Raw genomic sequence first — 26,674 nt, 5'->3', positions numbered from 1 at the left:
GGCAGGTTAGATGCTTTGAAATGCACATCCGTTGCCTATTTGAAATTTAAAAATGAAGGCTTAGCTTCGTCTTATTTTGTTTGAGAAAACTAAGGAGTCAAACACTGGCCTAATCGGTTTGACCTAGACTAGTCTTTGCTTAAACAAGTTGCTACATTAAGGGCTATGACTCGCATCGCAAGACATGACGATAGCGCTGAAGTGCGGCACGTGACCTGGGTTGGCCTGGGCTGGAACGTAGCTCTTTCCATAGGGAAGGGCCTTGCTGGTTTTTTCGGCGGCTCCCAGGCCTTGATTGCCGATGCCATTCACAGTGCATCTGACTTTTTGACAGATATAGCTGTCATCGTTGGATCTCGCTTTTGGAACTCGCCTCCCGATGCGGATCATCCCTACGGCCATCGCCGTTTTGAAACGCTGATCTCTGTTGGGATTGGTGTGGCAGTCTGCGCCGTAGGCGTTGGCCTTGGTTACGATGCCATCCAGACATTGCGTTTGGGCGAAGAAGGTGCTTCCCATCCGGAATGGATTGCCGCAGTCATGGCTGCGCTATCCATTGTTATTAAGGAAGTCCTTTTCCATTATACCCGAAAGGCGGGCAAGACCATTCGTAGTCAGGCTTTGGAAGCCAACGCTTGGCATCATCGTAGTGACGCCTACAGTTCCATTCCTGTTTTGATTGCCGTGGGGATTGGAATCCTGTTCCCGGAACTTTGGTTTGCGGACTCTGTTGGTGCCATCATCGTGGCTTGCTTTATCTTGCATTCCGGTTACGAAATCGCCTGGCCTGGAATCCACCAGGTGGCAGACATTGGTGCCCCCGAAGAAATTGCGGCTAAGCTGAAGAAGCTTGCTCTTGAAACCCCGGGCGTCATTAGTATTCATGGGTTCCGCACGCGCTACGTAGGTAGCGATCTCCACGTGGACTTGCATATTGTGGTGCCTGCAGACATGACTCTGCTTGCTGCCCATGACCTTTCCGAAGAAGTGGAACGCCGTATCCTTGAAGCCGGCGAGAACGTGGTGGACGCCATGGTTCATGTGGACCCCTATGACGAAGTCAAGGCCCATACAGGTGAAATGCCTGTGATTGAAAAATAATCCGTTACAGCGTAGGTAACAGCAGTAACCACTTGTTTGGTGGATTCCCATTTTAATGCTCTTTAAAAAAGAGTATATTCCTGATAGATTAAAACTAAACGGCAGGAGTTAATATGGTTATCGAAGAAACATACAAATTAAGCAATAACGTCCGTATTCCCAAGGTTGCCTTGGGCACATGGCAGACTTCCAACGAAGCTGCTCCTGCCGCAGTTGCTGCCGCAATCGAAATGGGCTATAAGCATATTGATACAGCCATTGCCTATGGCAATGAAGAAGGTGTTGGAGCAGGAATCAAGGCTGGCCTTGAAAAATCTGGCCTTCACCGAGAAGGCTTGTTTGTAACCTCCAAGATTCCTGCAGAAGTCAAGACTTACAAGGAAGCTGTTCAGTGCATTGAGGACAGCTATAAGCGTCTGGATTGTAAGCACATCGATATGATGCTGATTCATTGGCCCAAGCCCTGGCACTTGATGAAGGATCCCACCGCAGGTAATTATTTTGCAGAAAATCTGGAAGTGTGGAAGGCTATGGAAGAAGCTTACGAGGCTACAAAAATTCGCTGCCTCGGGGTTTCCAATTTCAGTATCGATGATATCAAGAACTTGCAGGATAATGCCAAGGTAATGCCAGTTGTGAACCAGATCCGAGTACATATCGGTCATGTTCCTACAGAACTTATCGAATTCTGCCACTCAAATGGAATTCGTGTGGAGGCCTATTCTCCTAACGCAACAGGCCGTTTGGCAAATGTTCCTGCTGTATGCGAAATGGCGAAGAAGTACGGTGTGTCCGTGCCCCAGCTGGCAAACCGTTTCTGCCTGCAGCTTGACTTGGTGACTTTGCCCAAGTCCACCCATGTGGAATATATTCGTCAGAATATGGAGCTGGACTTTGAAATCAGTGCCGCCGACATGGCGGCTCTGCTGAGCATGCCTGAAATCTAGTGGACTCCGTCCTCGTTGGCGGATTTCTTTTCGCTGTACCAAAGCTGGATCTTTTCCCTGGCGTCCTCGTCGAAGCAATCCTTGTCGCCAAGGATGTTTTCTGCCATCTGTAGCGTCTGGGAAATAAGTTCCTGGTCTTGGATCCAGTCGAACCAACGGAATACCCAGCTGCCGCTTTGCTCGTTTCCTTCAAGGTTTCCTGCGCCGCGTGTCTGCAGGTCCAGTTCTGCGATTTCAAAGCCGTCCTCGGTGTGGCTGAATTGAGTCAGTCTCTCGATGGAATTTTCGGCAGGCTCGTTTTCGGGAACCATCAGGAAACACCAGGCTTGAACATCGCCGCGTCCAACACGGCCACGTAACTGGTGTAGCTGTGCCAGGCCGAATCGGTCCGGTTGGTCGATAACCATCAGGTTTGCCTGGGGCACATTGACGCCCACTTCAATGACGGTGGTTGCCACAAGAACGTGGATCTTGCCTTCGGCAAAGCGCTTGATAGCCTCGTCTCGGTCTGCCTCGTTCATCTGCCCGTGAATCCCTTCTACCACAAGGGAATTGTCGAACATTCTTAGCTCAGCAACGATGTCGTCTACACTCTTGGCGGGAACGTCGGATTCGCTGTCCCCGCTGACTCGGCTTACAATCCAATAGCAAAGGTTGCCGCCTTTTGCTTCCTTGGCGATAAAGCCTTTCATGTCGTTTCGCTTTTCGGGTGGAATGAGCCTTGTCTTGATAGGCTTGCGTCCAGCGGGTTTTTCCTTGATGGAAATGACTTTCAAGTCGCCGTAAAGCGTCATGGCAAGGCTTCGGGGAATCGGCGTTGCGCTCATGACCAGCATGTCTGGGTACTGCCCTTTGGCAAGCAGGGCTTCACGCTGGTTTACGCCGAAGCGGTGCTGCTCGTCGATGATGACGAATCCAAGCTTTGCGAATTCCACATCCTTGGAGAATAGGGCGTGGGTTCCGATGACCGCCTGGCATAGCCCAATCTGAAGTTCGCCGAGAATCTGCCTACGTTCTGCTGTAGGAGTGGCACCCACTAAAAGTTCTACCCGCATTCCGGCAGCTTCAAAGAAGGGCTTCATCTGCTTGTAGTGCTGTCGGGCCAGAATGTCGGTTGGCACCATGAGGGCGCTCTGTTCTCCGGCTCCGCATACAGCCAGCATGGAAAGCATGGCTACAACAGTCTTGCCGCAACCTACGTCACCTTGAAGCAAGGCGTGAAACTGTTTCTTGCCGTTCAGTCCGTCGATAATCTGGTTGAGGGCATCGTCCTGACCCGATGTCAGAGAAAAGGGTAATCGGGCCTTGGCGTTCATGACCTGGCCTAGATCTATCTGCCGTTCGTGACCGCGAAGCATCTGGTGCTTGCGACGCTGTATCATGCGAAGACAGAAGGGCAATAGTTCCAGGATTTTCAATTGGAACTTGGCTTTTCGAATTTCCGCAAAATCGGTGGGCTGGTGCAGCGTCCGTAGATTGTCAAGAACTGGTTTGTAGTGCAGATAGTCCGTTAGCGCTCGTGGACAGGTTCCGGGAAGCGCCAGGTTTGGAAACTTGAATACCAGGCTGTACCAGTTCCGAAGAGCCCTTTGGGTAATGCGGCTCTTGGTCATGGCTTCTGTCATGGGATAGACAGGAAGAATCTGGCCGTTGAACTGTTCGTCGGTATCAAAAGGCTGTAATTCCGGATGGGTCATCTGGAATCCGCGGTAATCGCCTACAACACCCGTAACGAGCCAGCTGGTTCCAGGCGTCAGTTTGCGGCTTTGGAACTTCCATCCTTGAAAAAAGATCAGGTTTATTTCGCCTGTGCCGTCGGCGAGGGTTGCAACAAAACGGCTGGTTCTGCCCCTGATAACACCTGCGCGTATAATCTTTCCAATGAGGACAACCCGTTCGCCCACTTGCAAATCGCAAATGCGGGTAACCTTGGTTTGGTCAAGATAGGTGCGAGGAATGTTGTAGAGAAAATCAGAAAGAGAAACAATGCCTGCAGACCTTAAGGCTTCAAGACTCTTAGGCCCCATCTTGGGTAGAATGGACAAATCCATGGGATTGCCTTAGGGGAGGCTTTCGCCCTTGGCAGCACGTTCTGCAGCCTTTTCGCGGGCGGTCTTTCCAATCAGGTTTATGTTCTTCCAGGTAACAAGCTTGACCGGCTGGCCATTGTCGTCAAGAATCTTGACTCCCTTGGTGTCGAGTGCTATAAGGAGATCGTTTATCTTGTTGACCAGGTCGTTTACCTTTTCAAGGGTCTCTCCCGTTGTAAGCAGCTTGTGATTAAGGGCGTTGTCTTCGATGCTTGCGATGATTTCGTTAGTACGCTTGGCACCTTCGGAAATTTTCTTGATGGCGTCTTCTGCAAGGGATATCTTTTCGTTGATGACGTTGGTGACGGACTTGACCGCAGTATCTGCCTGCATGGTTACATCGATCAGGGTGTTGGAGGCGCTATCCACCTGGGAGAAAATCTTATTGATGGTGGGCTGTAACGAAACAACCATCTTCTCGGAATTTTCCAGGGTTTTCTCTATGGTGGTCATGACCTTTTCGAACATTTCCTGGGCAGAGGGGTTGGCCGAGTCACCTTCGACAATGAGGTGAACCATTTCGCGTATGGCTGTCAACTGTTCATTGACATTGTCCATTAGCCTGAGTGCTTCTGCAATGCCTGGCTCGAAAATTCCGGTGTGAATGTAATCGTTGGGGAGAACCTTGCCTGTCTTGGAGGGGGTGATTTCCAGACGGCGCTGTCCCATGAGGGCGTAGTTCACGTTGTTGAAAATGGTACCTTCACGAATAACGACTGGTTCGTTGAACTTGATTTCTACACGAGCTCTGTCGCCAAGCCATTTAACATCGCCGATTGTGCCCACGTTATAGCCGCGGATAACGACAGGATCCTCGGGTTGCAGGGATCCAAGTTCATCAAAATCCACCAGGATTGTGGTAGCGGATTCATGGTGGGCATCCCACATTCCAATGGTGATTACTGCGAAAACAAGCAGTAATGTTAGGACGGTCAGGTAACCCAATGCGCGGTCAGAAACTTTCATCGTCCTTAATATAGAAAAGATTCCCCAGGACTCTGGTGGCTTCATCTTCTGTGATGATGTTCTGTGCCACTAGGTTTTGGGCGGAATTAATCAAAGTACCGTCTACGTAGGTTTTGTCGGGCTTTAGTAGTTCTACAATTGCCCTACGGCCGGAGGGAATCGTACGAGCGAGCCGTTGGGCAAGAATGCCGAGAAGGGATTCCTGCAGGATGGTTTCGGATATTCCAAGGTCCTTTAGCCTTGTGTATGCCCCCTTGGCGTCGTTGGTATGCAAGGTTGAAAGTACCAGATGCCCGGTTTGTGCCGCCTGTATCGCAATCTGCGCCGTTTCCTGGTCGCGGATTTCCCCTACTAGGATGACATCGGGATCTTGCCTTAAAATAGACCGTAGGGAGTTTGCAAAGGTAAATCCGCAACGTTCATTGACTTGAACCTGGTTTGCTCCTTCTAGCACATATTCCACCGGGTCTTCGATGGTTGTAACGTTTATCTCTCTCGGGATGATTGTCTTAAGGCCTGTGTGCAGGGTTGTGGTCTTGCCGCTTCCCGTTGGCCCAGTCACAAGGAATAAACCTTGGGGACTGTCGAAAACTTGCCGCAGGTATCGGGTGGTTGCATCGCTTAGCTGTAACAAGGAAAGTCCGTCGATAGGCTTGCCGGCAGGGGAGTTTTCTGCATGTGTCTTTGTATCGGCAAGCCCGTCGGCGGACAAAAGCCTAAGGACGCATTTTTCAGATTGTGTATTCAGTATGGTAACGGGTAGGGTGCTGACTCGTACGTTAACCTTATGGGCAAAAGCGGAGTAGACAAAGCTTCCGTCATGAGGAATTCGTTTGTCTGTAATGTCAATGCCGGAGATAATCTTGATTCGGACAAGGACCGGGTCGCATATCCACAGGGGTAGTTTCTTGAAATCACGCAACAAACCGTCTTGACGAAAACGGATTCGCAGAGATGTTTCTCCTGGCTCTATGTGGATGTCTGTGGCTCTTGTATCCAGCGCCTGGTCCAAAAGGCTGTCGACCAGGTTGATGATTGGCTCCGACTCCCAGGAACTAACCCCCTGAAGTTCCTGGGACGTCGGTAGGGACAGTTCGTCTTTCTGGAGCTGTTCCTTAAGCTTTATATGGCGGATTTCCTCCGCGGTATGGACCTCGGGCAAAATGGGGACATCTTCGTTCATTTCGAGACGAATGCGGCTTAGCTGCAGCTCATCGGAGTCGTCAAGAATGGGAACCCTGCGTATTTTACGCCGGTTGTTTTCCTCTGCTGGAAATATGTCGTTACTGGCCTCAAGAATCATCGGGGGCAATTTATAAAAGCCCCCTCGGTTTTTGTGTAACGTTTTGTTGCAAAAAACAAAGCAAAAAAAGAGCCGCCAGTTTCCCGGCGGCTCTTCTCTCTCTAATGTACTAAACTTAGTTCTTGGAGCGCTTTACCTTGTTTGCCACTTTCTTGACGCCCTTCTTAGCCTTGTGGAAGATGGCGTTGGGGAGCCAGAAGAAGGTAGGAATCAAGTACATGGTAAGGATTGCAGACACAATCAAACCACCCACAGAAGCGATACCCATAGGCTGGGTCATGGCGGCCACGTCACCACCCATGGCGAATGCCAGCGGGAGCTGAGCCACCACAGAAGCGAGGGTAGCAAGCACGATTGCCTGGAACTTAGACTTTGCGGCAGTCATCACTGCGGAACGTCGTCCCATGGCGCCACTGCGGAGTAGACGGTTAGCTTCGTCAAGCAATAGAATGGCGTTGTTCACCACCACACCGATAAGCATCACGATAGCCATCAATGCGATCATGGACAGAGCCTTGCCTGTGAAGATGAGGCCAAGGAACACGCCGATAGCACCCATAGGAATGGTAGTCATGATGATGAAGGGCTGTGCAAAGCTTTCCAGCAAGGCTACCAGCAAGATGTAGGTCATGAGGATTGCCATGATGATTGCTGCAATGAATTCCTGCACCATGTCGTTCTGCATGTCTGCATTACCACCGAAGCCTGTTGTGACACCTTCAGGAAGCTGATCCTTCATTTCGGCAGCGAGAGCGCCGACCTTACCCATGATTTCACCAGTGGTATGACCCGGGAGCAAGTTCATGGAAACGTCGATACGAGTACGCTTGCGCTTACGTTCAATCTTGGTAGGACCAGCACCGTCTTCGATGAAGAAGAGCTCGCGGGCTGAAACATAACCCTTAGGAGTGAGCATGGGGAGGTCTTCGATGTCGGCGTGGCTTGCACGGTCCTTTTCCTGCATACGGAAGTAGACGTCGTATTCTTCACCGTTTTCAGAGTAGGTACCTGCTTCGTAACCGCTGACGGCGATGTAGTTGTAGGTTGCCATTTGCTGGACGGTGGTTCCGTAGTCGGCCATAGCCTGGCGGTTCGGAATCAAGCGAATTTCAGGTTTACCCGCTTCGTAGCTGGACTTGACTTCCACAATACCGTCGATCTTTTCAATCACGGCTGCCTTCAGAATGTCCGCCGCCTTAACCACGGAGTCTCTGTGGAGACCGCTGACTTCCAGCACCACGTCACCTGCGGAGTTGTTGCTCATTTCGGAAGCGGAGGTGCTCTTGATAGAAATGTATGCGTCAGGAATGTCGGCCAGGTAAGGACGGATGGAGTCCACGATTTCGTCGGTACTGCGGGTACGGCCTTCCCAACGCTTGATCATCTTGTAGCGCATCTTGGCCTGGTTCACGGAGGTAAAGCCGCTTTCGCCACCCACCGTCACACTGTACTGACTGATTTCAGGAATGCCCTTCAGACGGGCTTCAATAATCTTGGTAACACTGTCTGTAGTTTCGATGTTGGTACCCACAGGCATTTCAAGGGTCACAGCCATCATACCCTGGTCCTGCTTAGGAGAAAGTTCCACAGACATATGGTTCTTAACCATATAGCCAACGAACATCACCATGGCCACAAGAGCGCCCACCTGGAAAATCACACCGAAGATAGACAGGGCAAAGCTAAGGGTCTTGAGGTAGATGAAACGGATGGCGTTCATGATAGCGGGGAAGATACCCATGATGGCACCAAAGATTCTTCCGATAATGCCCGGCTTTTCTTCGATGATGTTTCCGTTCTCGTCGCGCTTCTTACCCTTGAACAGGTAGGCTGCCATAAGCGGGGTAAGGGTGAAGGTGATGAGGAGGGACACAACCGTTGCGAACACCATGGTCATACCGTAGGTCTTGAAGAAGATACCCACGATGGACTTCATGAAGGCGATAGGCACGAACACGCAAACGTTGGTGAGGGTGGATGCCATAATGGCCACCATAATTTCGGAAGTTCCCTTGTAGGCGGCTTCCTTAGGATCAAGACCTTCAAGCAACTTTGCGTTAATATTTTCAAGCACCACGATGGAGTTGGTCACCAACAGGCCCACAGCAGAAGAAAGTGCCATCAAACTCATCATGTTGATACCGAAACCGGCGAAGTACATGAGAGTGAAGGAACCTACCACAGAAATAGGCATGGTAAGTGCTGCAATCAGCATGGTAGAAAGCTTACCCAGGAACAGAAGCAACAGGATAGAGGTCAAGAGGATTGCGACGATAATGTTCTGAATCACGTTGTCGATAGATTCGCTCACTGCTTCAGACTTGTCGTAAACCAGATGGAGTTCGAAACCAGGAGGCAGAGTCTTGTTGACTTCATCCAGACGCTTGATCACGCCCTGAGCCACGTCCACCACGTTTGCGTCGGAACGCTTCTTAATATCAAGAGAAACAGAGTTGACTCCGTTAAAGCGAGATGCAGAAGTAATGGTCTTGACAGTGTCCTTGACATCGGCTACTTCACCAAGCTTGATAACGCCTGTGCTTGTGGGAATGTCAAGATTACGGATTTCGTCTAGGGTGCGGAACTTACCAGCTGTACGGACCGAGGTGTTCTTGAACTTGCCGCGGACTTCACCTACCGGGTTGTTGATGTTGCCCACACCGTACATGCCCATCATAGTAGCGATATCTACGCCACGGTTCTTGAGCATTTCCTTGTCCAGTTCCACAGAAATCTGTCGGGTAGTACCACCGAAGATATCTACGCTAGCCACACCGGGAACGGAAGTGAAAAGCGGCTGGATGTCGTCTTCCACCTTCTGGCGGAGTTCCGTAGAGTTCGCGGGACCGGTGAAGGAAATGGACATAATTGCGGAAGCGTTAATGTCCACCTTGGAAATGATCGGAGCTTCGGCGGCGTCAGGGAAGTCGGCTGCGGCCTGTTCCACCTGGGCACGGACGTCGTTTGCTGCCACGTCAACATCGATACCCATGTTGAACATGGCCACGATAATGCCGTAGTTTTCCATACAGATGGACTGCACGTAGTCGATACCGTCCACCAGTTCCACCTTTTCTTCGGCGGGCTTAATAATTGTAGATTCGATTTCTTCCGGGTTTGCACCAGGGTAGACCACCACGGCGGTCACAACGGGAATATCGAATTTCGGCATCAAGTCCACCACCATCATACGGTAGGTGTAGATACCGAACACCACGATGGTCAAGATGACCATGAGCATGGTGATTGGTTTGTAAATACTTGCCTTAATCATTCAGAAATTCTCCCGGTATTATTCTACGATGAGAACCTTGTCGCCGTCATTCATCTTGGACTGGCCTTCGACCATGACCATTTCGCCGTCTTCCACACCGCTAACAACTTGGATGTCGCTCTGGGTCTGAACGCCGATCTGGGCGATGCGGCGCTTTGCCTTGCCTTCGGAGTCTACGACCCAGATGAAGTTCACGCCGTTACGATAAACGATAGCTTCGTTGGGAACAACCACGCCGCTGACCTGCTGCATGTTCAAGTCTGCAGTGACGTACATGCCGGGGAGGAGTTTCTTGCCCTTGTTGTTGAAGGTGATTTCCACCGGGAAGAAACGAGTCTGGGGATTTGCTGCCAGAGGAATGGTGGTTACCTTACCCTTCAGGACTTCGCCGTTCAGGTTGACGGTTGCAGTAGCGCCCTTCTTGAAGAGGCCGATGTCCTGGCTGGTGACATTCAGCTTCAGGATGACCTGATCGAGCTTGGCGATGGTGCAGAACACTCCCTGGCCGGGAACCTGGCCAACCTGGTACTTCAATTCGGTAACGACACCTGCAGCAGGTGCGAGAATCTTGTTTGCGCGTTCCAAAGTTTCCAAGTTCATCTTGGCGATCTTCAGCTGCAGTTCCTGGGAATCCATGTCCTGCTGGCTGATGCCACCCTTTTGGTAAACATCGCGCATGCGTTCGGTTGCCTTTTCGAGGAGAGCAATCTGTTCCTTGGTCTGTTCCAGCTGGGTGTTGTCTGCGGAACGTGCATACTCGGCAAGAACCTGGTCCTTCTTGACGGAACTGCCAACCTGGATGTTGATCTTTTCAAGAGGATCGCCCATCTTGGAGATGGCGGAAACCTGCTGGACGCCTTCGATGGTGCCGCTGAACTTGCGAATGTCGGAAAGCTTTGCCTTGGCTGCCTTTACCACACGGGCGGGCTTGCCCTTTTCGGCCTGAATTTCTTCGATGGTTGCGGCCTTGGGCTTGTTTTCCTGTTCATCTTTTTTCTTGAGGTCACAGCCAGCGAAAAGCAGGGAGGCTGCCATGAGGGTAACGAGTGTCTTTACGGTCTTATTCATTTTCTTCCTCTTATCTCTTAATATTCACCGGTTGCCTGGAGCAGAGCATTGTATGCTGTGTTCCATTCCTTAATTGCTTGAGTGTAGGCCAGTTTTGCCTGACGGAGGCTATTGTTTGCAGTAAGGTAGTTGATTTGAGTCTCACGACCTACCTTATAGGCTGCCTCAGTTAAGTCGTAGTTCTTCTGGGAAAGTTCCAGGGAACGCTTCTTCATTTCGATCTGCTGAGTGGCGTTTTCAAGGTTGCTTACGCAGGATTCGACCTGCAGACGGAATCCGCGTTCTGCGGTTTCGCGCTGGAGCTGAATGGAACGAAGGTCGGACTTTGCCTGGGCTACGCCGGACCTTGTCTTGTTGCCATTGAAAAGGTTCATGGTGACGCTCAAGGCGACGTACTTGTTGATGTTTTCGTCCCAGTCCGGTGCGTCCCACTTGTAGAATTCGTTCTGGTTGTTGCTGTACTTGATACCGGCCTGGAGGGCTACGGTCGGCTTGTAGTCGCCTTTCTGGATATCGACCAACTTGTTGTTGATTTCTTCGGCGGCCTTCAACTGAGCGATTTCCTTACGGCGCTTCAGGACGTTTGCCATGGCGGTGTCCGGCATGGATGCGTTCTCGGGGCTACGGAAGTCACCGACGAACTTGACTTCTGCATCGTAGGGCAGACCCATGGTGTTCAGGATTGCGTTACGTGCAAGAACCTGCTTCTTCTTCAGGTCTTCCAGAGTGGACTTCAGGTTGTCCAGTTCCAACTGGGCACGGACCATGTCCAGTTCGGTACCAAGGCCGCTCTTGTAGGACTGGGTTGCCAGTTCAACGGCGGTTTCCAGGAGGGCGATGCTTTCTTCGGTGATAACCACTGAACTGTCCAGGATGATCACATTGTCGAAAGCTTCTTCCACGCTGAAGCGGACGTTGCTCTTGGCATTTTCAAGGGCGATTTCGCTGTTGAGCTTTGCGGTCTTTGCAATTTCGATGCCTGTGCCAACCTTACCACCGGCGTAAAGAACTTGGGTGGCGGTAAGGCCTACGCTGGACTGCCAGCGATAACCCTGTCTGGACATGCCGTAAATGAGGCCGTCCATGGCCGGAGCAATAACCTGGGTATCAAAGGCGTTGGCCAGGGGGTGACCATCTGCATCCTGGCCCATGGCCATCTGGCCTGCGGCATCGGACAAGGCTGTGGATTTTTTTACGTCGTCGAGGCCGAAAATACGGGTGACGGTAGCACTCAAGTCGATGGAAGGATAGGCGTTACCATAGCCTTCGTCTACCTGAGCGTTGGTCTTTTTCAAACTTTCCTCGGCGGACTTGACGTCGGAGGAATTTTCAAGTGCAACGTTGATGGCTTCTTCGCGGGTATAGGTCTGACCGGCGAAGGTCTGAGCTGCCATGCCAAGGGCGAATGTTGCGGCGAGAGTTGCCGAAATAGCAAGTTGCCTGGACATTATATCTCCTATCTAATTTTACGGGCCAAATTTAAAAAAAATGCCCCCTGTTCTAAAGGGCTTTTTTATAATAAAATGGATGAAGTGCATGTTTTGGGGGATAAAATGAAATTGCCGTTTTTGGCGAAAAACACGCGTTTTTGCCAGGCCATAAAACGAAAAAAGCGCCCTTATGGGCGCCCTTTACTAACAAAGGTGTGACCTACATCAAACCGGGAATTTTCATGCCGCCGGTGATGTCGGAAATGCTGGACTGGGTGGCTTCATCTTTCTTTTTGACGGCGGAGTTAATGGCTGCCATCAGGAGGTCTTCCAGTGCTTCCACGTCATCCTTGTCGACGCAGTCGGGATTGATCTTGATCATGGTGACCACACCCTTGCCGTTCATGGCCACTTTCACCATGCCACCACCGGCTTCGGCGTCGAAACTCTGTGCCTTGAGATCGCTCTGGGCCTTCATCATCTTGCTCTGCATTTTCTGAAGGTCTCTCAACATTTTGCTCATGTCCATAGTGATTTTTCCTTTAAATGGGCTTTTTTTGCTTTAATTTACAAATTTTAGGGGTTTTTAGGCTAGTCATCCGAAGATGAAACGTCTGAATCCGACTGTTGGTCTGTTTCGGGGACCACTTTCTGGATTTTGCGGGAGTATATCAGTTCCGCCTTGAATTGTTCCTTGAGCAGGCGCAGGCCGTCGTCGTTTTGCAGGTCCAGTTCGTAGGGAGACATCTGGGCCATGCGCTTCTGGGTCAGTTCCGCTTCGTTATAGGCGCGACTCTTGATCTTCAGGTCCACGGGAGTCTGGAGGCTTTCTTCCAAGATCTGCTTTACACGCTCGATGTAGTCGGGACGGTCCCTCATCTGTTTTTCGGCCCAGCCGGCGGATTCGGGAGTTCCTACGTAGGTCAGGAATACTTCGAAGGGTGTCTGCTGGAGGTCGCCAACCTCGAGGACGGTGTCGTTCAGGGCCACGGAGAAGGCGAAATCCTGCATGTCTGCAATCTGCACCCGGATAGAACCCCAGGCGGCAGCAATCTCGTATCGGGAGTAGTTGTTGATTCCCAGCTCGGAACGGTAGCCGTTCACGATGCCGTTCTGCATGGCGGCAAAGGGATTTTCTTCAGCTTGCTGCATGGCCCTGGCTTCTTCCTGGGCATCCAGCATATTTCTGACATCAGTTACTTTTTTTTTTAACGCCTCTTGGTCAGGGCTACCAGAAGCTTTTGCGGGATCGTTGATGGCGGCCAACGCTCTTCGTAGGTCGGTAAGATGGTCAAGCCAGGCCATTCGTGCAAAGGTGGTTTCTACCAGGAGGCGGGGGTTGGTGCTGTATCGCAGCGTTGCCTGCAGGTCGATAAGCATCTTGCTGATGCGAAGGATGTCGCCGTTCTTGAGACCAGGGGCGGCTTCCTTGAAACGGTTGTAGAGTTCTTCCGTGATGTTCAGCGAATCGGGGGTAAATGCCTCGAGACGAGCGTACAGCAGGTTGCGGAGGAACTTGCCGAAGCCATCCAGAAGGGGAGTGAACTCGATGCCCTTCTTGCAGGCGTCATCTACCATCTGGAAGCATGCCTTGAGGTCGTGGCTTTCGATGGAGTTAATCAACGTAAAGAACAGTTCGGTAGAGGGAATGCCAAGAACGCTACGGACAGCGTCTGCAGTCATTTCGCTACCGGTAAAGGCGTAGGCCTGATCGAAGAAGGTGAGGCCGTCGCGCATGGAACCGTCGGCCTTTTCGGCGAAGATATCCAGGGTTTCGTCGGAGGCGTTGATGCCTTCCTGTTCACAGATGTAGCGAAGACGGCTGCGAACCTGTTCTACGGAAAGTCTCTTGAAGTCAAAACGCTGCACACGGCTCAAGATGGTGGGGAGCACCTTGTTGACTTCTGTGGTGGCGAAGATGAAAATCACATGGTCAGGGGGTTCTTCCAGGGTCTTCAACAGGGCGTTGAAGGCGGCGTTGGAAAGCATGTGGACTTCGTCGATAATAAAGATCTTGTACTTGCCGATAACGGGCGGATACTGCACGCGGTCGATGACGTCGCGGATGCTGTCCACACCGGTGTTGGAGGCTGCATCTATTTCGAAAACGTCCATGGGGTTGCCGCCGGCAAAGTCCTTGCAGCTGGGGCATTCGCCACAGGGGTGCAGAGGGTCGCCGCCGGTGCAGTTCAAAGTACGGGCAAGGATACGGGCACTGGTGGTCTTACCTACGCCGCGGGTTCCGGTGAACAGGAATGCATGGTGAAGACGCCCACCCTCGATTGCGTTCTGAAGGGTTTGAGCGATATGTTCCTGACCGACCATGTCGGAAAAAGACTGCGGACGCCACTTACGGGCCATTGCTACGTATGCCATGACGTAAAGTATAGAAAAAATTGACAAAGGACAATGAACAAAGAACAATTAACAATGAAGGATGAATGATGAAAAATGAATGGTGAAGGGGTGGAATGTTGAAAAAAACATGAAAATCTCGTTGTTCGCAGTTCAAAATGGGGGTGCTATTATATATCTTTTAGCAAAACAATTCGAGGTAATCATGAAACCGAATCTTGCTCTTTTGATTTTGTCTTGGCAGGTTGCCTGCCTTTTCCACGAAACCGAAACTGAAAAGCTGCTGCCGGGTTCTGCATCCGCAACCCAGGCTGAAAGCGACGAACTGGACAAGATTCATGACGAACTGACCCCGGATGTAAGCTGGGATGATTTCAACAATACCTATGGTGATTTCTGCAATGCCAAGGACCGCACCGACGCTTGCATCGCTGTTTTGAAGAAAGAATCCGCTGAATTTAAGAGCAAGGTTCTGGAAGCCATGCTCCGCATTGCCGGAGCCTCCAAGGAAGATGATAACGAGACCAATGTTTCTCCTGAGGAAATGAGCTTTATTCAGCAGGTGAAGACGGCGCTAGTCGGTTAGTACGTCGGAACGGTTTAAATAGAAAAAGCCTCGCAGTTGGACTGCGGGGCTTTTTAACTTAAAGGAGAGTAAAAATTCTTTCTCCTTTAAACTTTAACCTATAGTCTATGCGCGTTAGCGCAAAACGATGTCTCCGTTAGCTACCAGCTTGTCGCGAAGCTTGTTGTGTGCCTTGTTGACTTCGTCGTCGGTAAGGGTGCGGTCCATGGCCTGGTAGGTGAGGCTGTAGACCATGTTCTTCTTGCCGGCTTCGATCTTTTCGCCTTCGTAGATGCTCTTGAGGGCAATCTTTGCAAGGTTCTTGGGGTTGAGGCCCTTGATACGAGCAACGATTTCTTCGTGAGTCATTTCCTTGGCTACTTCAAGAGAGATGTCGCGGCTGGAAGGAACCTGACGGCTGAAGGCCTGGAAGATAATCTTCTTCTGGCTTGCCACAATCATCTTGTCCAGGTCGGCTTCCATCACATAGGTTTCGTAACCGATTTCGCAGGACTTGGCTACAGACGGATGCAGGGCGCCCATGGTGCCGAGAACGGTCTTGCCGGCGACGATTTCAGTCTGCTTGCCCGGATGCATGAAGGCTTCCAGCTTTTCGGGAATGCGGAATTCAACCACGATACCGCAGCGCTTGAAGAAGGTCTGGACCAGGCCCTTGAAAGAGGCGAAGTCAATCTGTGCGGGCTTGTCGTTCAGCGGGTTTGCGTCGAAGGCGCCTGCCACAACCAAAGCCACCAGGTTGGATTCGTCAAAGCCGTTGTCGCGGACGTCGGCGCGTTCACGCTTGAACTGGCCCTTGGCCACTTCGAACAAGCGAACGGAACCGGGGCGGTTCTTTTCGTTTTCGGCAACATTCTTCAGCAAGTTGGGGAGGAGAGAAGTGGGTACAACGCCCAGTTCTTCGGACAGGGGGTTCAGAAGTGCTGCGGGGTTTGCGCGACGGTCAGAAGCGTCGGTGCCGAAAAGAGCTTCGGTGCGAGCCTTGCTGGTGAAGCGCAGGTTCAAGCATTCATGGAGACCCATGGCACTCAAAGTTCTGCGGATCTTTCTGTTCATCTGTTCTACAGCCGGAAGTTCGTTGGGCTGCATGGTGAACTTGGGCAGGCTGTAAGGAATGTTGTCGAAACCTACGAGGCGGGCTACTTCTTCGATGAGGTCCACTTCGCGTTCCAAGTCCGGACGGTTGCCCGGGATTTCGAAGGTCATGGTCTCGCCATTTTCTGCAACCAGGTTCAGGTTGATGCTGGTGAGGTGCTTACGGATCACGTCGGCGGGAACGTTCATGCCGATGATCTTTGCCACGCGGGAGACGCGGAGGTCAATCTTCGTAAGTTCCTTCTGGTGGTCGTCGCCGGTGTATTCCACGCAGCCCTTCAGGACCTTGCCGCCAGCCACTTCCTGGATCATGGCGCAAGCATACTTGCTGTATTCGTCCTGGGTGGTGGTGTCGATACCGCGTTCGAAACGGTAGCTGGAATCGGAACCGATGCCCAGGCGCTTGGCCTGCTTACGGACGATGGTGGGGTTGAAGTAGGCGCTTTCCAGAAGAACGTTCTTGGTGGCGTCGATAATTTCGGATTCTACACCGCCCATGGTGCCGGCTACGGCTACGGGACGGTCGCCATCGCAGATGACCAGTTCGGCTTCAGTGAGCTCGTGGTCGGTGTGGTCGATGGTCTGGATCTTTTCGCCCTTCACTGCGCGGCGGACCTTGATCATGGAACCCTTCAGCTGGTCCATGTCGAAGCTATGGAGGGGCTGGCCCACGTCCATGAGGATGAAGTTGGTGATGTCCACCACGTTGTTGATGGAGTTCATGCCAACGGTGTGCAAGAGCTTGGCGAGCCAGCTGGGGCTCTGCTTGACTTCTACGCCCTTGATGACGCGGGCGGTATAGCGGGAGCAACCGCAACCGGGGACCACTTCCACGGAAACTGCGGAGGAGGCTGCGTCGGCTTCTTCTACCAGGTTGTAGGAGAGGGGCTTCAGGGGGCGGTTAAACTTGGCTGCCAGTTCACGGGCAACACCGCGGTGGCAAAGAGCGTCTGGGCGGTTGGGGGTGACGTTCAGTTCGAAGCAGACGTCGTACATGCCCAGGCTTACAAACGGGGTGCCTGCGGGAATGGAGTCGTCCAGAACCATGATGCCACCGTGGTCGTCGGAAAGGCCGATTTCGTCTTCGGCGCAAATCATGCCGAAGCTTTCCACGCCGCGGATCTTGGACTTCTTCATCTTGAGGACGGTGCCGTCGCTCATGGGCAGTTCTGCACCGATGGGAGCGAGAACCACAGTCTGGCCTGCAGCAACGTTAGGTGCGCCGCAAACGATCTGGATGGTTTCAGTGCCGTTGTTGACGGTAGTGATGTGGAGGTGGTCGCTATCCGGATGGTTTTCGCAGGTGAGGACCTTTGCCACCACCAGCTTGTCATAAACCTTGCCCGGTTCTTCGATGCCTTCCACTTCCAAGCCGATGGAAGTGAGTGCCTTTTCAATTTCTGCCACAGATTCCGGCAGATCCACATGACGCTTCAGCCAACTTAAAGAAACTTTCATTTTTTATTCCTTTTACGACGTCTAAAAAAAACGCCGACTTTAAATCGGCGTCGAATATAGAAATTTCATTGAATCAGTCGGGCTTGTTCATTTTTCCGGGAGGGGTTTTGATGTAGTAAATGACACAGGGGATGACGATGGAGAGTATATATCCTGCGCGCATCAGATTGTTGAACCAAATGGCCTTGCTTGTTTCTTCGGAAACGCAGTTGAAACTAAAGAATATCAGGGCTATACAGATGATGATTCCCGGAAGTATGTAAGCTAAAAGTTTTCCCATAAAAAGCCTGTTGTATAGAAAGATTGGAGGTTATCGTCTGTGGCGATTCTGCTGGAAGTTGTTTTCCTTGCGTTCGTAAGGCTTGCGTTTCAGCTGGTCCAGAACGGATTGCAGTTCCTTGGGCAGCGGGCAGTCCAAAACCTTCTTTTCGCCCTGCCAGTCAAATTCCAGACGGCAACTGTGGAGGAAAAGGCGATGGAGGCCCAGGTCCTTTTTTACTTCACGATTCAGGGCGAAATCGCCGTAGCGGGAGTCACCCAGCAGGGGGTGGCCAATGCTTGCGAAGTGGGCGCGAATCTGGTGCATACGGCCGGTTTCCAGCTTGATTTTCACCAGATCATAACCGATGTAATGTTGCTTTACGCGGTAGTGGGTGATTGCTTCCTTGGCTTCCTTGTCGTCCTGGCCTACTTTCATCTTGCTGCCCTTGGCAGCGTCGGTACGGGTCAGCTTTTCGTTGATGGTTCCTCTGTCCTTATCCAGATTTCCCTTGACCAAGGCGTAGTAGTACTTGTCTACTTCGTGCTCTCGAATCATGCGGGTAAGGTCGCGAAGGGTGTCGCCGTGGAGCGCTACCAGCAGCATGCCCGAGGTTTCCTGGTCAAGGCGGTGTGCGATGGTGGGCCTAAAGTCTAGCTGTTCCTGGCGGCCCCATTCCCAGAGGTATTCCACCAGGCTTTCTCCGGGCTTGGTTCCAGAGCCGGGCTGGCTTGCTAAACCGGAGGGTTTGTTCACCACGAGGTAGTCTTCGGTCTGGATTACGATATCCAGCTCGCGGGCACCCCAGTTGGACTGTTTTTCGGCGCCAGACAAGGTCTTGCCCCAGGTAGACTTCTTTTTGGCGAAGCCGGAGCGTACGGGTTCATCTTCGACGACCGCTTCTGTGCCGGGAAAAGCAATGAGATTGTCCCGGCTCATATCCTTTTCTTCATCGGGGACGGACTTGAAATTTTCATAGATGTTCACCAGGTCGCCTTCCTGGAGCATCTGATTTGCCTTGGCTACAACGCCGTTTACACGGACTTTCTTCTTCCTGATAATGGAGAAGAATACGGAGAGGGACTCTTCGGGAAATGCCTTGCGAAGAAAGCGGTCGAGACGCATGTTGGCGAAGTTGCGGTCAATCTGGCGTGTAATCATAATAATTAAGAGTTAAAAATTAAAAATGTAGATAATGGCGCTTTGCGCTCATTAAAAGGCGGCGGAGCCGCGTTAGCTTCCATTCTTAATTGTTCCTTTTTCATTGTTCATTTCTTTGCGTAGTGGGCGAGGCGGATGCCGTCGGCAGCGCTGGTGACGATGCCTCCGGAGTATCCTGCTCCTTCTCCTAGAACAAAGAGCCCCTTTGTGTTGATGCTTTCCTGGGTCTCGTTGTTGCGGGGAATGCGCAGGGGGGAGCTGGTTCTGGTTTCAGGGGCCACAATCAGACCTTCCTCGATAAAGCCAGGAATCTTCCTGTCAAAATTCTGGAAACCTTCCGCAAGGCTCTTGCAGATAGTCTTGTCCATCCAATCCCAGAGATTGCTGTTCACTAGACCACAGGGGTATGTGGTTTTCGGCAGGCTCTTGTCTACGCGCTTGGCTAGGAAGTTCTTGATGGTCTGTGCCGGGGCCGCGTAGTTCTTGCCACCAACGGCGTAGGCGTCGGCCTCAATTTTCCGCTGTAAATCTAGACCGCCAAAAAGAGAACCGGCGGTCTTGATGTTGAATCCTTCTGCGCCCGCAGTAATGGGAACGGCGATGGCGCCGTTGGCGTACGGCCCGTTACGGTGGCTGTAGCTCATGCCGTTAGTGGCGAGGGTGCCTGGCTCCGATGCGCAAGGCACCAGGACACCGCCTGGACACATGCAGAAACTGTAGGCGGAACTGGTCTTGTTCAACGTGGGGGTGGCCAAAAAATATTCTGCGGCACCCGTCAGGCGTGTGTCCACATCGCGGCCCAGCTGACGCATATTGATGAGCATTTGGGGATGTTCCACACGGACGCCCATGGCAAAAGCCTTGCTTTCCAAGGAAACGCCTCGGGCGTGGAGCATTTCGTAAATACTGCGGGCGGAATGGCCTACCGCAAGAACCAGAGCCTCGCAAGGCTGCCAATGGCTGGGGCAGATTTCCGCAAAGTCAGGAGATGGGGCCTCTCCCAGATTGCGACGGGAAACATCTCGTAGCTTGATGGCGCAAATGCGCCCGTCCTTGATTTCAATATCTTCCAGCGTGGTGCTGTAATGAATCTTTCCGCCTAGGCGGGCGATTTCAGCACGAAGCTGACGTAGCATCAGAACCAATCGGTCGGTTCCGATGTGGGGCTTTGCAAATGTGACTACGGATTCGTCTACGCCGAAGGAAACCATGTCCTTTAAAACGGCTTCGGAAAAAAGATTGCGACTACGGGTATTCAGTTTTCCATCACTGAATGCGCCTGCGCCACCTTCGCCGTAAAGCACATTGCTATAGGCGTTAAACTTTCTGTCTACAAAGAATCTGCGGATATCACGAAAACGTTCCTCCACCAGTTTCCCCTGCTCGTACAGATCAACGGAAAAACCCTTGCGGAGCAGGTGAAGGGCTGCCCAAAGACCACTGGGGCCTGCGCCTATTACATCCACATGGCCTGCCATGGGAACAGTGTTTCGCAGAGGGTCGTTCTCCAGAGATTCTATTTCACGTTCGGCTGCGACCAAACCCTTGGCGTGATTTCCGTTGGCGCGAACTTGACGCTTCAAGTCAAAAATGACGTTGTAAGACCACTTGGGGTCTCCCTTACGGCGACTATCCAGAGAAAAACGTTCCACCTGGAGGTTGAAAATTTCCTCGGGGTGTACGCGCAGTTCCCGGGCCAGGGCGGCTCGGAATTCGCCTTTCTTGTTCAGGGCGACAGTCAATTCTCTGTAGCGGTAGGTAAACATTGCCTCAAATGTAGAAAAACGGCCCGGCAAAAGCCGAGCCGAAAGTTCAATGTCCAGGTCCTGCGGCGTTTTCGCTCTACCTTGGCGAATTCGCCTTGCTTAAGTGGACTTGTCGCGTAACCTTAGAATACGTAGTTCACGCGAACGCCGCCGTAGATGTCCTTGTATTCGTCGCTCAGGTTGTCAGGACGATAATACATGGAGGCTCCGGTGTACCATTCGCTGTAGAGGTGCTTGGTATGGTTGACGCGGAGGTTCACACTTCCAAGAATATCCATTTCGCTTTCTTCAATGTTTTCGTCTTCTTCGTCCCAGTTGGTGGTCAGGTAGCGGAATTCTCCGTTGACGCCCAGGATGAAGGTACGGTTCTTGAAGAACATTTCAAACTGATCTTCCAAGGTGAATTCCGTTTCGCTCATGTCATCACGCTCATAGCTCTTGAAGCGGGGAGTGAAGGCTGCGTAATTCTGGAACCTGTTGAAGGATGTTGTGGCAGAAAGGGGATAGGAGTGTTCGAAGTAGTCGGCTCCACCGAAGTAGTAACCCATCTTGTCCCAGGTCTTGTTGGACAGGTCGATGTCTTCGATCAGGTCGTCCTTGTAGAACTTGGAATTGTCGGTACGGATTGTCCAACGGCCGCCAACTCTAATGACGGACTTGTCGATACTGATGGAAGCGTCTGCCTTCCAGGTGTTCTTGAAAATGCGTTCCTGGAACTTGGATGCCAGATAGGGTTCGCTTGCTAGGTTCATGTATTCAACCCAACGGGCAGAGTCCACTGTGGTTACGTAGTCGCCATCCATAACCTGCAAAACGGGCTTACCCTTGCGTGCAGCAAACCAACTGTCTCGGTAAATTCCGTCTTCAAGGATGTAGTCTCCGTGAAGCTGGTAGGGGCGATACTGGGTTCTGTATTCCAGGTTGTAGCCAACATCAAGATTGACCTTCTTGCCAATTTTGAATTTGCTATCCAGGTTGGCGTTTTGAATGTACTTGGTACGGTCGTTGTCGAGTTCGTGTTCTTCGTACCACTTGTCGGTTGCGTCACCGAAGCCCCAACGGGTGCCTTCTCCGATACCGAAGAGGTTTGTTGCGCCCTTCTTGGCTGCATTCTCGATATTAACCTGATAACCGAGTCCTGCGGTCCAGAAGTTCGTGATGATTTGCTCAACCTTGCCTCCGAATTCACGTGTGTCGGCCAGCTGGTCAGGAGAACCTGCGCTGTAGAAATCTTCGCCGACGTACTTGATATGGCCGGAAAGAGAGGTCTTGTAGATGTTCCAGTAGAGGGATGCTCCAATGGCAAAATTCTGGCTGCCCCAGTTGAGACCCAGAACGCGGCTTTCGTCCAGTTCGCTTTCGTCATCGTCCTTGCGGAGCTTGGCTTCGCGGAGGAGAGTCTTAAGAGAATCTCTCATTTCGCCACGGTTAAGGGTGGTGTTGCCGCCAAAGATTTCGTCAAGTTCTTCGGTGCTAAGAGCGTTTACCTTGTCTACGTTGGTCATCAGCTGGCGAAGCTTTGCAAAGCTTGCCACATTGAGGCCTGCATCGTTGAAGACCTTGTTGATGGCGCGTTCCTTGAATACATCTGCGGTATCTGCGCGGCCAACTGCAATCTGACCCTTAAGTTCAATATCGCCCGGGAAGAACAGCCAGTTACCATCTGCATACATGGTGAAAGACTTCTGCATGGGTTCGCTGGTAACAGTTCGGCGAGGACCGCCGTCTCGCAGCAGAGGGTCGTTGATTTCGTCTTCGGCGTAGATTACACCGAAGGTTGCATCAAAACGACGAACCGGAGCCCACTTGACGGAACCGCCGAGGGCGATTCTCTGAGCCTGAGCTTCACCTTCGTCAATGTAATCGTTGTAAATCATGGGATGGCGGTCGCCAACCAGCATGGGCTTGCGGTTTTCGCCAAAGAATCCGTCGAATTCAAGCAGAGGTTGGTCTGCGTTGTTTCTGAGGAGAGAAAGAGTGTAGCCGGCACCAAAGAGGGGGAGGGAAGACATGTAGATGTCACCGCCAACCTTCTGGAAGTCACCAAGGTTCAACTTGTTGTACTTGTCGGTGTAAGTCAAGGTGACTGGATTCGGAGAGAAATGATTCCAGGAATCCGCTGTAAGGTCTGTGCTGAATTCAAAGGTGCTGCCGTCCGGGGATTGCATCAAGAGATAGGCGCTAGCCTCTGCTCCGAAGCCGGGTACCTGGAAGGTGTTCTTGTAATGATCTCCACGCATGATGGAATCGTTACCAACCATCGTGTCGCTGCCATGTCTCTTGCGGGTCATGACGTGGTGGTAATTGCCGCCGAGCATGACGTTACCCATGATGGTCCACGGTTTTTGCAAGGTGTCGTAGACATCCTCGTTCTTTGCCATTTCGATCATGAGGTCACCCATCTTTTCATTGGGATTGAAAAGCTTACGGTCGACGCCGGGAACTTCAGGGTCAGAGGACAATGCGCTGGATACTGCACTGCTGCTCTTGTCAAAGTCAAGTGCGTTAGCGGAAACGCTTTCCAGTACGGATTTGTCCAGCACTTCGGTTGAGGAAACGCCGGTGGAGTTATTCTTGACTGTGGTGTTGTCGAAGGTCAGGCTGCTATTGCCCATGTCCAGAATGCCGTAAGTGTTTTCCTCAAAGCTGGAGGAAACAACGGAAGTCTTTGCCAGTTGAGCGTTGTAGAGAGCCACAGTGTTCTTGCTGAAATTTGAACGCTGGATTTCTGCAGAGGCGTAGTTGGAAATGTGGAGGGCTGCGCCTTCGTTATTCCTGAATTCGCAGTCATTAACTGCAACCTTTGCTTCGCGTGCGTAAACGCCTCGGTCTGAGGTATTTTCGATGGTAGAGTTCTGAAGGTGCAATTCGCCCTTTTCTATAACGATGCCGTTCTGGGCGTCGGCAATGGTTGCGTTACGGAACTCAACAGGAATATCTCCCGTAATGAAGATACCCTTCCATTCGCCCTTCTTGGGAATGCTCATTGCGGAAGCAAAGGTCACGTTCTGCTTCTTGTTGCCGGCAACGATAAACTGTCCGTTGATGTAGAGGCCGGTGCCTGGAGCAAATCGAATGACAACACCCGGCTCAATGACGACTGCACTGTTCTTTGCAATGGTGATGTCGCTGTTGACGACGTACGGAGATTTGTCTGCCTTGATGAAGCCGGTAATAGATCCTTCAAGAGGGGTGCCTTCAAGAAGTTCTGATTTCTGGGGCGCGGGCTGTGCTACAACTTCCGGGACAGGTTCCTGCTTTACGGAATCTTGCTTAACGCTGTCTGCGGTGGCGACAACCTGCTGGAGGCTATCTTGTACGACTGCAGCCTGTTCCTTTGAAACGGAGGAATCCGGTGCTGCTTCGGCACTGACGGCTTCGGGCTGCGGAGCGGGAGCCGGGGCGGCCTGTGCTGCAGGAGCGGGCTGAGTAGCGGGAGCCGTTGCGGCCTGTGCAGCGGCTTCGGGCTGCGGAGCAGGAGCCGGGGCGGCCTGTGCTGCAGGAGCGGGCTGAGTAGCGGGAGCCGGGGCGGCCTGTGCAGCAGGAGCGGGCTGAGTAGCGGGAGCCGGGGCGGCCTGTGCTGCAGGAGCGGGCTGAGTAGCGGGAGCCGTTGCGGCCTGTGCCGCAGGAGCGGGCTGAGGAGCAGGAGCCGGGGTGGCCTGTGCAGCGGCTTCGGGCTGAGTAGCGGGAGCCGGGGTAGCCTGTGCCGCAGGAGCGGGCTGAGGTGCTGGTGCGGTCGTAGCAGGAACTTTTGCTTCCTGAGCAATAGACAGACTTGCTGTCAGCGCAAATGCAGAGAAATAGTAAGGTATCTTCATTATTCGATCAAGTAAGTCTTGGTTAAAGTCAGCATCTTGCCACTCTTCATAATGACATCAATTTTTACGTTGGAGCGCTTGCCCCAGATTAGTTCAATTTGATGGTCGAAGGAGGTGCTTTGGAAATCGGTAAGTTTGAGCGTGATGGGGCTCTTACCGTCCTGGGAGATGGAAATCTGTTTGATATAGATGGGATTGTTCTGCGGAATACCTGTCACCTTGAAATGCATCTGCCTATAGAGGACGGGAGAGATGCTTCCCGGAGGCATCGGTGAACGTTGACGTTCGAACTTGTTGCCGCCGCTAATTTCAAGAGAAACGTTTGTCGGCGGGTAGCAACCCATGGTCTTGCTAAGACTAGACTCGTTCCCGGCCTGGTCCTTTACCTTGAAGGTGTACTGATGAGAACCGCTGACAAGGTTGAAGGTGTGGTTGACGTCGGAATCAAAATAGGTGTCCTTGATATCGTTGCCGTCAATGGAGTGGGTCAAGATGACCTTATCGCCGGAAACGTTTCCGATGTTTACGGATGCGTTGCACTTAAGGGAGTCTGAACGCAGGAATGTGATGGTGGGGCGTTCCAGATTGACACTCTTGCAGCTCTTGTTGACTTCGATGGATACAGATGCCTTTTCGTTGACTTTCAGAGCCTCGGACTTGTATTCTACGTCAATCTTGGTTTCGTTCCAGTTGCCGGCCTTGTCGTTGATTGTGATGGGATAAGAAAATTCTCCGTCCGGATGGCTAGGAACAAGGTTGTGAGAGGTCGTTTTGCCAAAGGAAATGGTAAGATTTGCCTTCGGATCGCTGGGGTCGAACTTACCTTCGATGACTGCCACACCTGGGTCACAGATTAGCATGTCGGAAGGGGAAGAAAGAGTCAACGGTACATGGACCACGGAATCCTTTGCGGTAGCCTTGACCGTTCCTGCATAGTAGGTTGAAAGTTCGCCGCAGGGCAACTTGATATTCTTGGCTACGCAAGTAATGGGGAACTTCTTGGGACCGATTTCAACGGAAGACCAGTTGGCGTTGATTTCCTTCAGGTTTCCGTCATTTTCCTTGGTAATGGCACCGGCGACTTCAAAACGGTCAAAGGCTGCATCACACTTGACGGAAAGGTTTACGCTGGGCTCGTAAATTGTGTCGGGCAGGGTGTTGGTAATGCACTTGAGCCCTGCCTTGTTCATGAAGTTTTCCTTGTAGGCAGAGTCTTGGGTGTTGATCAACTTTATGAGAGAGTCTGTAGAAAGTGTGGTGTCTGCCATGAGGGCTTCGATCACATTGAAGAATTCCGGGTCGCCGGAGGAGGTCAAGTCAAAGAGCTTGATTTCGTCTTCGCCATTTGTAATGGCCGTTTGACCTGCGGTAATGGTTGCCTTGACACCGGAGTTGGTAATCAGGTCCATGACACCGCTTGCAAGGGAGGCGACTGTACCCCTAGGAGTGGAACCTACAGAGCCGGAAGTTCCTCGGATGGCTGCGGTTGCGGTACCGGTTTTAAACTTGAATTCGCTGCCCTGCTTTTGCTTTTGGGCGTCAAAACGGACTTTACCGTTCTGGATGGAAGCCGTGGTGATGTTTGCTCCGTCCTCAGACATGAGTTGGCTCATTTCAACCAGGGAGTTTTCTTCGATAGAAATCGTACTTCCATCGGGAAGATTCAGGGTAACCTGGGATTCTACCAAGGTTCTGATGCGGCTACCTTGTGAAATTTTCTGGCCGACCTGGACATCGTCCCAGTTGCCCTTGCCTTCTTTCTGGCAAGTTACGTCGCCGGGACCGCCAATTCTAGAACGGACTTTGGCAGAAACCTTCTTGGGCGCAGCCCAGGAAGAGGCCACCAATAGCGCTAAAAGAACAATTGCAGCCTTAAAATATCGCGAAAAAATCATATTGCCTCACAAAAAATGAATGCAAACCCCGTAAAATATATTTATTATTTAGTGCGTTATGGGTGACTTGTTCCTCATAAAGTAAGAAAATTGAGACTATTTTCA

The 26,674-nt window shown here is 51.8% G+C and carries 17 protein-coding genes; 3 read left to right on the top strand and 14 right to left on the bottom strand.

Annotated elements, in window-relative coordinates:
* The first annotated feature begins 165 nt into the window (after positions 1-165).
* Together MJZ26_06940 and MJZ26_06935 are read left to right on the top strand one after the other, a co-directional pair.
* The gene (locus tag MJZ26_06940; GenBank protein MCQ2105511.1) at positions 166-1,101 is read left to right on the top strand and encodes a cation diffusion facilitator family transporter; all 936 of its coding nucleotides are present in this window, start codon (positions 166-168) and stop codon (positions 1,099-1,101) included.
* A 113-nt stretch (positions 1,102-1,214) separates the two neighbouring features.
* A complete protein-coding gene (locus MJZ26_06935; protein MCQ2105510.1) occupies positions 1,215-2,048 on the top strand; it encodes an aldo/keto reductase in 834 nt (277 codons plus the stop codon).
* On the opposite strand, the gene MJZ26_06930 is transcribed toward MJZ26_06935, so the two are convergent.
* The 8 genes from MJZ26_06930 to dnaX all read right to left on the bottom strand — a co-directional run bounded on the left by MJZ26_06930 (position 2,045) and on the right by dnaX (position 14,555).
* Positions 2,045-4,099 carry an ATP-dependent DNA helicase RecG gene (locus MJZ26_06930; protein ID MCQ2105509.1) on the bottom strand — a complete coding sequence of 685 codons (2,055 nt, stop codon included), beginning with the start codon at positions 4,097-4,099 and terminating at the stop codon, positions 2,045-2,047. The genes MJZ26_06935 and MJZ26_06930 overlap by 4 nt on opposite strands.
* Before the next feature lie 9 nt (positions 4,100-4,108).
* Complete coding sequence (locus MJZ26_06925) at positions 4,109-5,104, bottom strand: MlaD family protein (GenBank protein ID MCQ2105508.1); 996 nt, start codon at positions 5,102-5,104, stop codon at positions 4,109-4,111.
* Positions 5,091-6,407, bottom strand: coding sequence for a GspE/PulE family protein (locus MJZ26_06920; protein MCQ2105507.1), 1,317 nt, complete (start codon positions 6,405-6,407; stop codon positions 5,091-5,093). Before MJZ26_06920 ends, MJZ26_06925 begins: the two co-directional genes overlap by 14 nt.
* A gap of 115 nt (positions 6,408-6,522) precedes the next feature.
* The gene (locus tag MJZ26_06915) at positions 6,523-9,681 is read right to left on the bottom strand and encodes an efflux RND transporter permease subunit (GenBank protein ID MCQ2105506.1); all 3,159 of its coding nucleotides are present in this window, start codon (positions 9,679-9,681) and stop codon (positions 6,523-6,525) included.
* A gap of 18 nt (positions 9,682-9,699) precedes the next feature.
* A complete protein-coding gene (locus MJZ26_06910; protein MCQ2105505.1) occupies positions 9,700-10,749 on the bottom strand; it encodes an efflux RND transporter periplasmic adaptor subunit in 1,050 nt (349 codons plus the stop codon).
* 17 nt (positions 10,750-10,766) lie between these two features.
* The gene (locus tag MJZ26_06905) at positions 10,767-12,197 is read right to left on the bottom strand and encodes a TolC family protein (GenBank protein ID MCQ2105504.1); all 1,431 of its coding nucleotides are present in this window, start codon (positions 12,195-12,197) and stop codon (positions 10,767-10,769) included.
* A 202-nt stretch (positions 12,198-12,399) separates the two neighbouring features.
* Positions 12,400-12,708, bottom strand: coding sequence for a YbaB/EbfC family nucleoid-associated protein (locus MJZ26_06900; protein MCQ2105503.1), 309 nt, complete (start codon positions 12,706-12,708; stop codon positions 12,400-12,402).
* 62 nt (positions 12,709-12,770) lie between these two features.
* Positions 12,771-14,555 carry a DNA polymerase III subunit gamma/tau gene (gene dnaX / locus MJZ26_06895; protein MCQ2105502.1) on the bottom strand — a complete coding sequence of 595 codons (1,785 nt, stop codon included), beginning with the start codon at positions 14,553-14,555 and terminating at the stop codon, positions 12,771-12,773.
* A 184-nt stretch (positions 14,556-14,739) separates the two neighbouring features.
* On the opposite strand from dnaX, the gene MJZ26_06890 reads away from it, so the two are divergent.
* Complete coding sequence (locus tag MJZ26_06890; GenBank protein MCQ2105501.1) at positions 14,740-15,120, top strand: hypothetical protein; 381 nt, start codon at positions 14,740-14,742, stop codon at positions 15,118-15,120.
* A gap of 114 nt (positions 15,121-15,234) precedes the next feature.
* On the opposite strand, the gene pheT is transcribed toward MJZ26_06890, so the two are convergent.
* The 6 genes from pheT to MJZ26_06860 all read right to left on the bottom strand — a co-directional run bounded on the left by pheT (position 15,235) and on the right by MJZ26_06860 (position 26,569).
* On the bottom strand, positions 15,235-17,670 hold the full coding sequence (gene pheT, locus MJZ26_06885) for a phenylalanine--tRNA ligase subunit beta (GenBank protein MCQ2105500.1): 2,436 nt from the start codon (positions 17,668-17,670) through the stop codon (positions 15,235-15,237).
* A 73-nt stretch (positions 17,671-17,743) separates the two neighbouring features.
* The gene (locus MJZ26_06880) at positions 17,744-17,950 is read right to left on the bottom strand and encodes a hypothetical protein (GenBank protein ID MCQ2105499.1); all 207 of its coding nucleotides are present in this window, start codon (positions 17,948-17,950) and stop codon (positions 17,744-17,746) included.
* Positions 17,951-17,980: 30 nt separating this feature from the next.
* Entirely contained in the window at positions 17,981-19,090 is a 1,110-nt protein-coding gene (locus tag MJZ26_06875; GenBank protein ID MCQ2105498.1) for an RluA family pseudouridine synthase, read from the bottom strand.
* Between the two features lie 107 nt (positions 19,091-19,197).
* Positions 19,198-20,856: an FAD-dependent oxidoreductase gene (locus tag MJZ26_06870; GenBank protein ID MCQ2105497.1), complete on the bottom strand. Its 1,659-nt coding sequence runs from the start codon at positions 20,854-20,856 to the stop codon at positions 19,198-19,200.
* A gap of 122 nt (positions 20,857-20,978) precedes the next feature.
* A complete protein-coding gene (locus tag MJZ26_06865) occupies positions 20,979-24,674 on the bottom strand; it encodes a right-handed parallel beta-helix repeat-containing protein (GenBank protein MCQ2105496.1) in 3,696 nt (1,231 codons plus the stop codon).
* Positions 24,674-26,569 (bottom strand): FecR domain-containing protein, encoded by a 1,896-nt coding sequence (locus MJZ26_06860; GenBank protein ID MCQ2105495.1) that lies wholly within the window; start codon positions 26,567-26,569, stop codon positions 24,674-24,676. Before MJZ26_06860 ends, MJZ26_06865 begins: the two co-directional genes overlap by 1 nt.
* Positions 26,570-26,674: the final 105 nt, after the last annotated feature.

The sequence above is a fragment of the Fibrobacter sp. genome (assembly GCA_024398965.1).
Classification (GTDB): Bacteria; Fibrobacterota; Fibrobacteria; order Fibrobacterales; family Fibrobacteraceae; genus Fibrobacter.
Note: the sequence above shows the minus strand (reverse complement) of the source record. Positions and strands in the feature narration are given on the sequence as shown.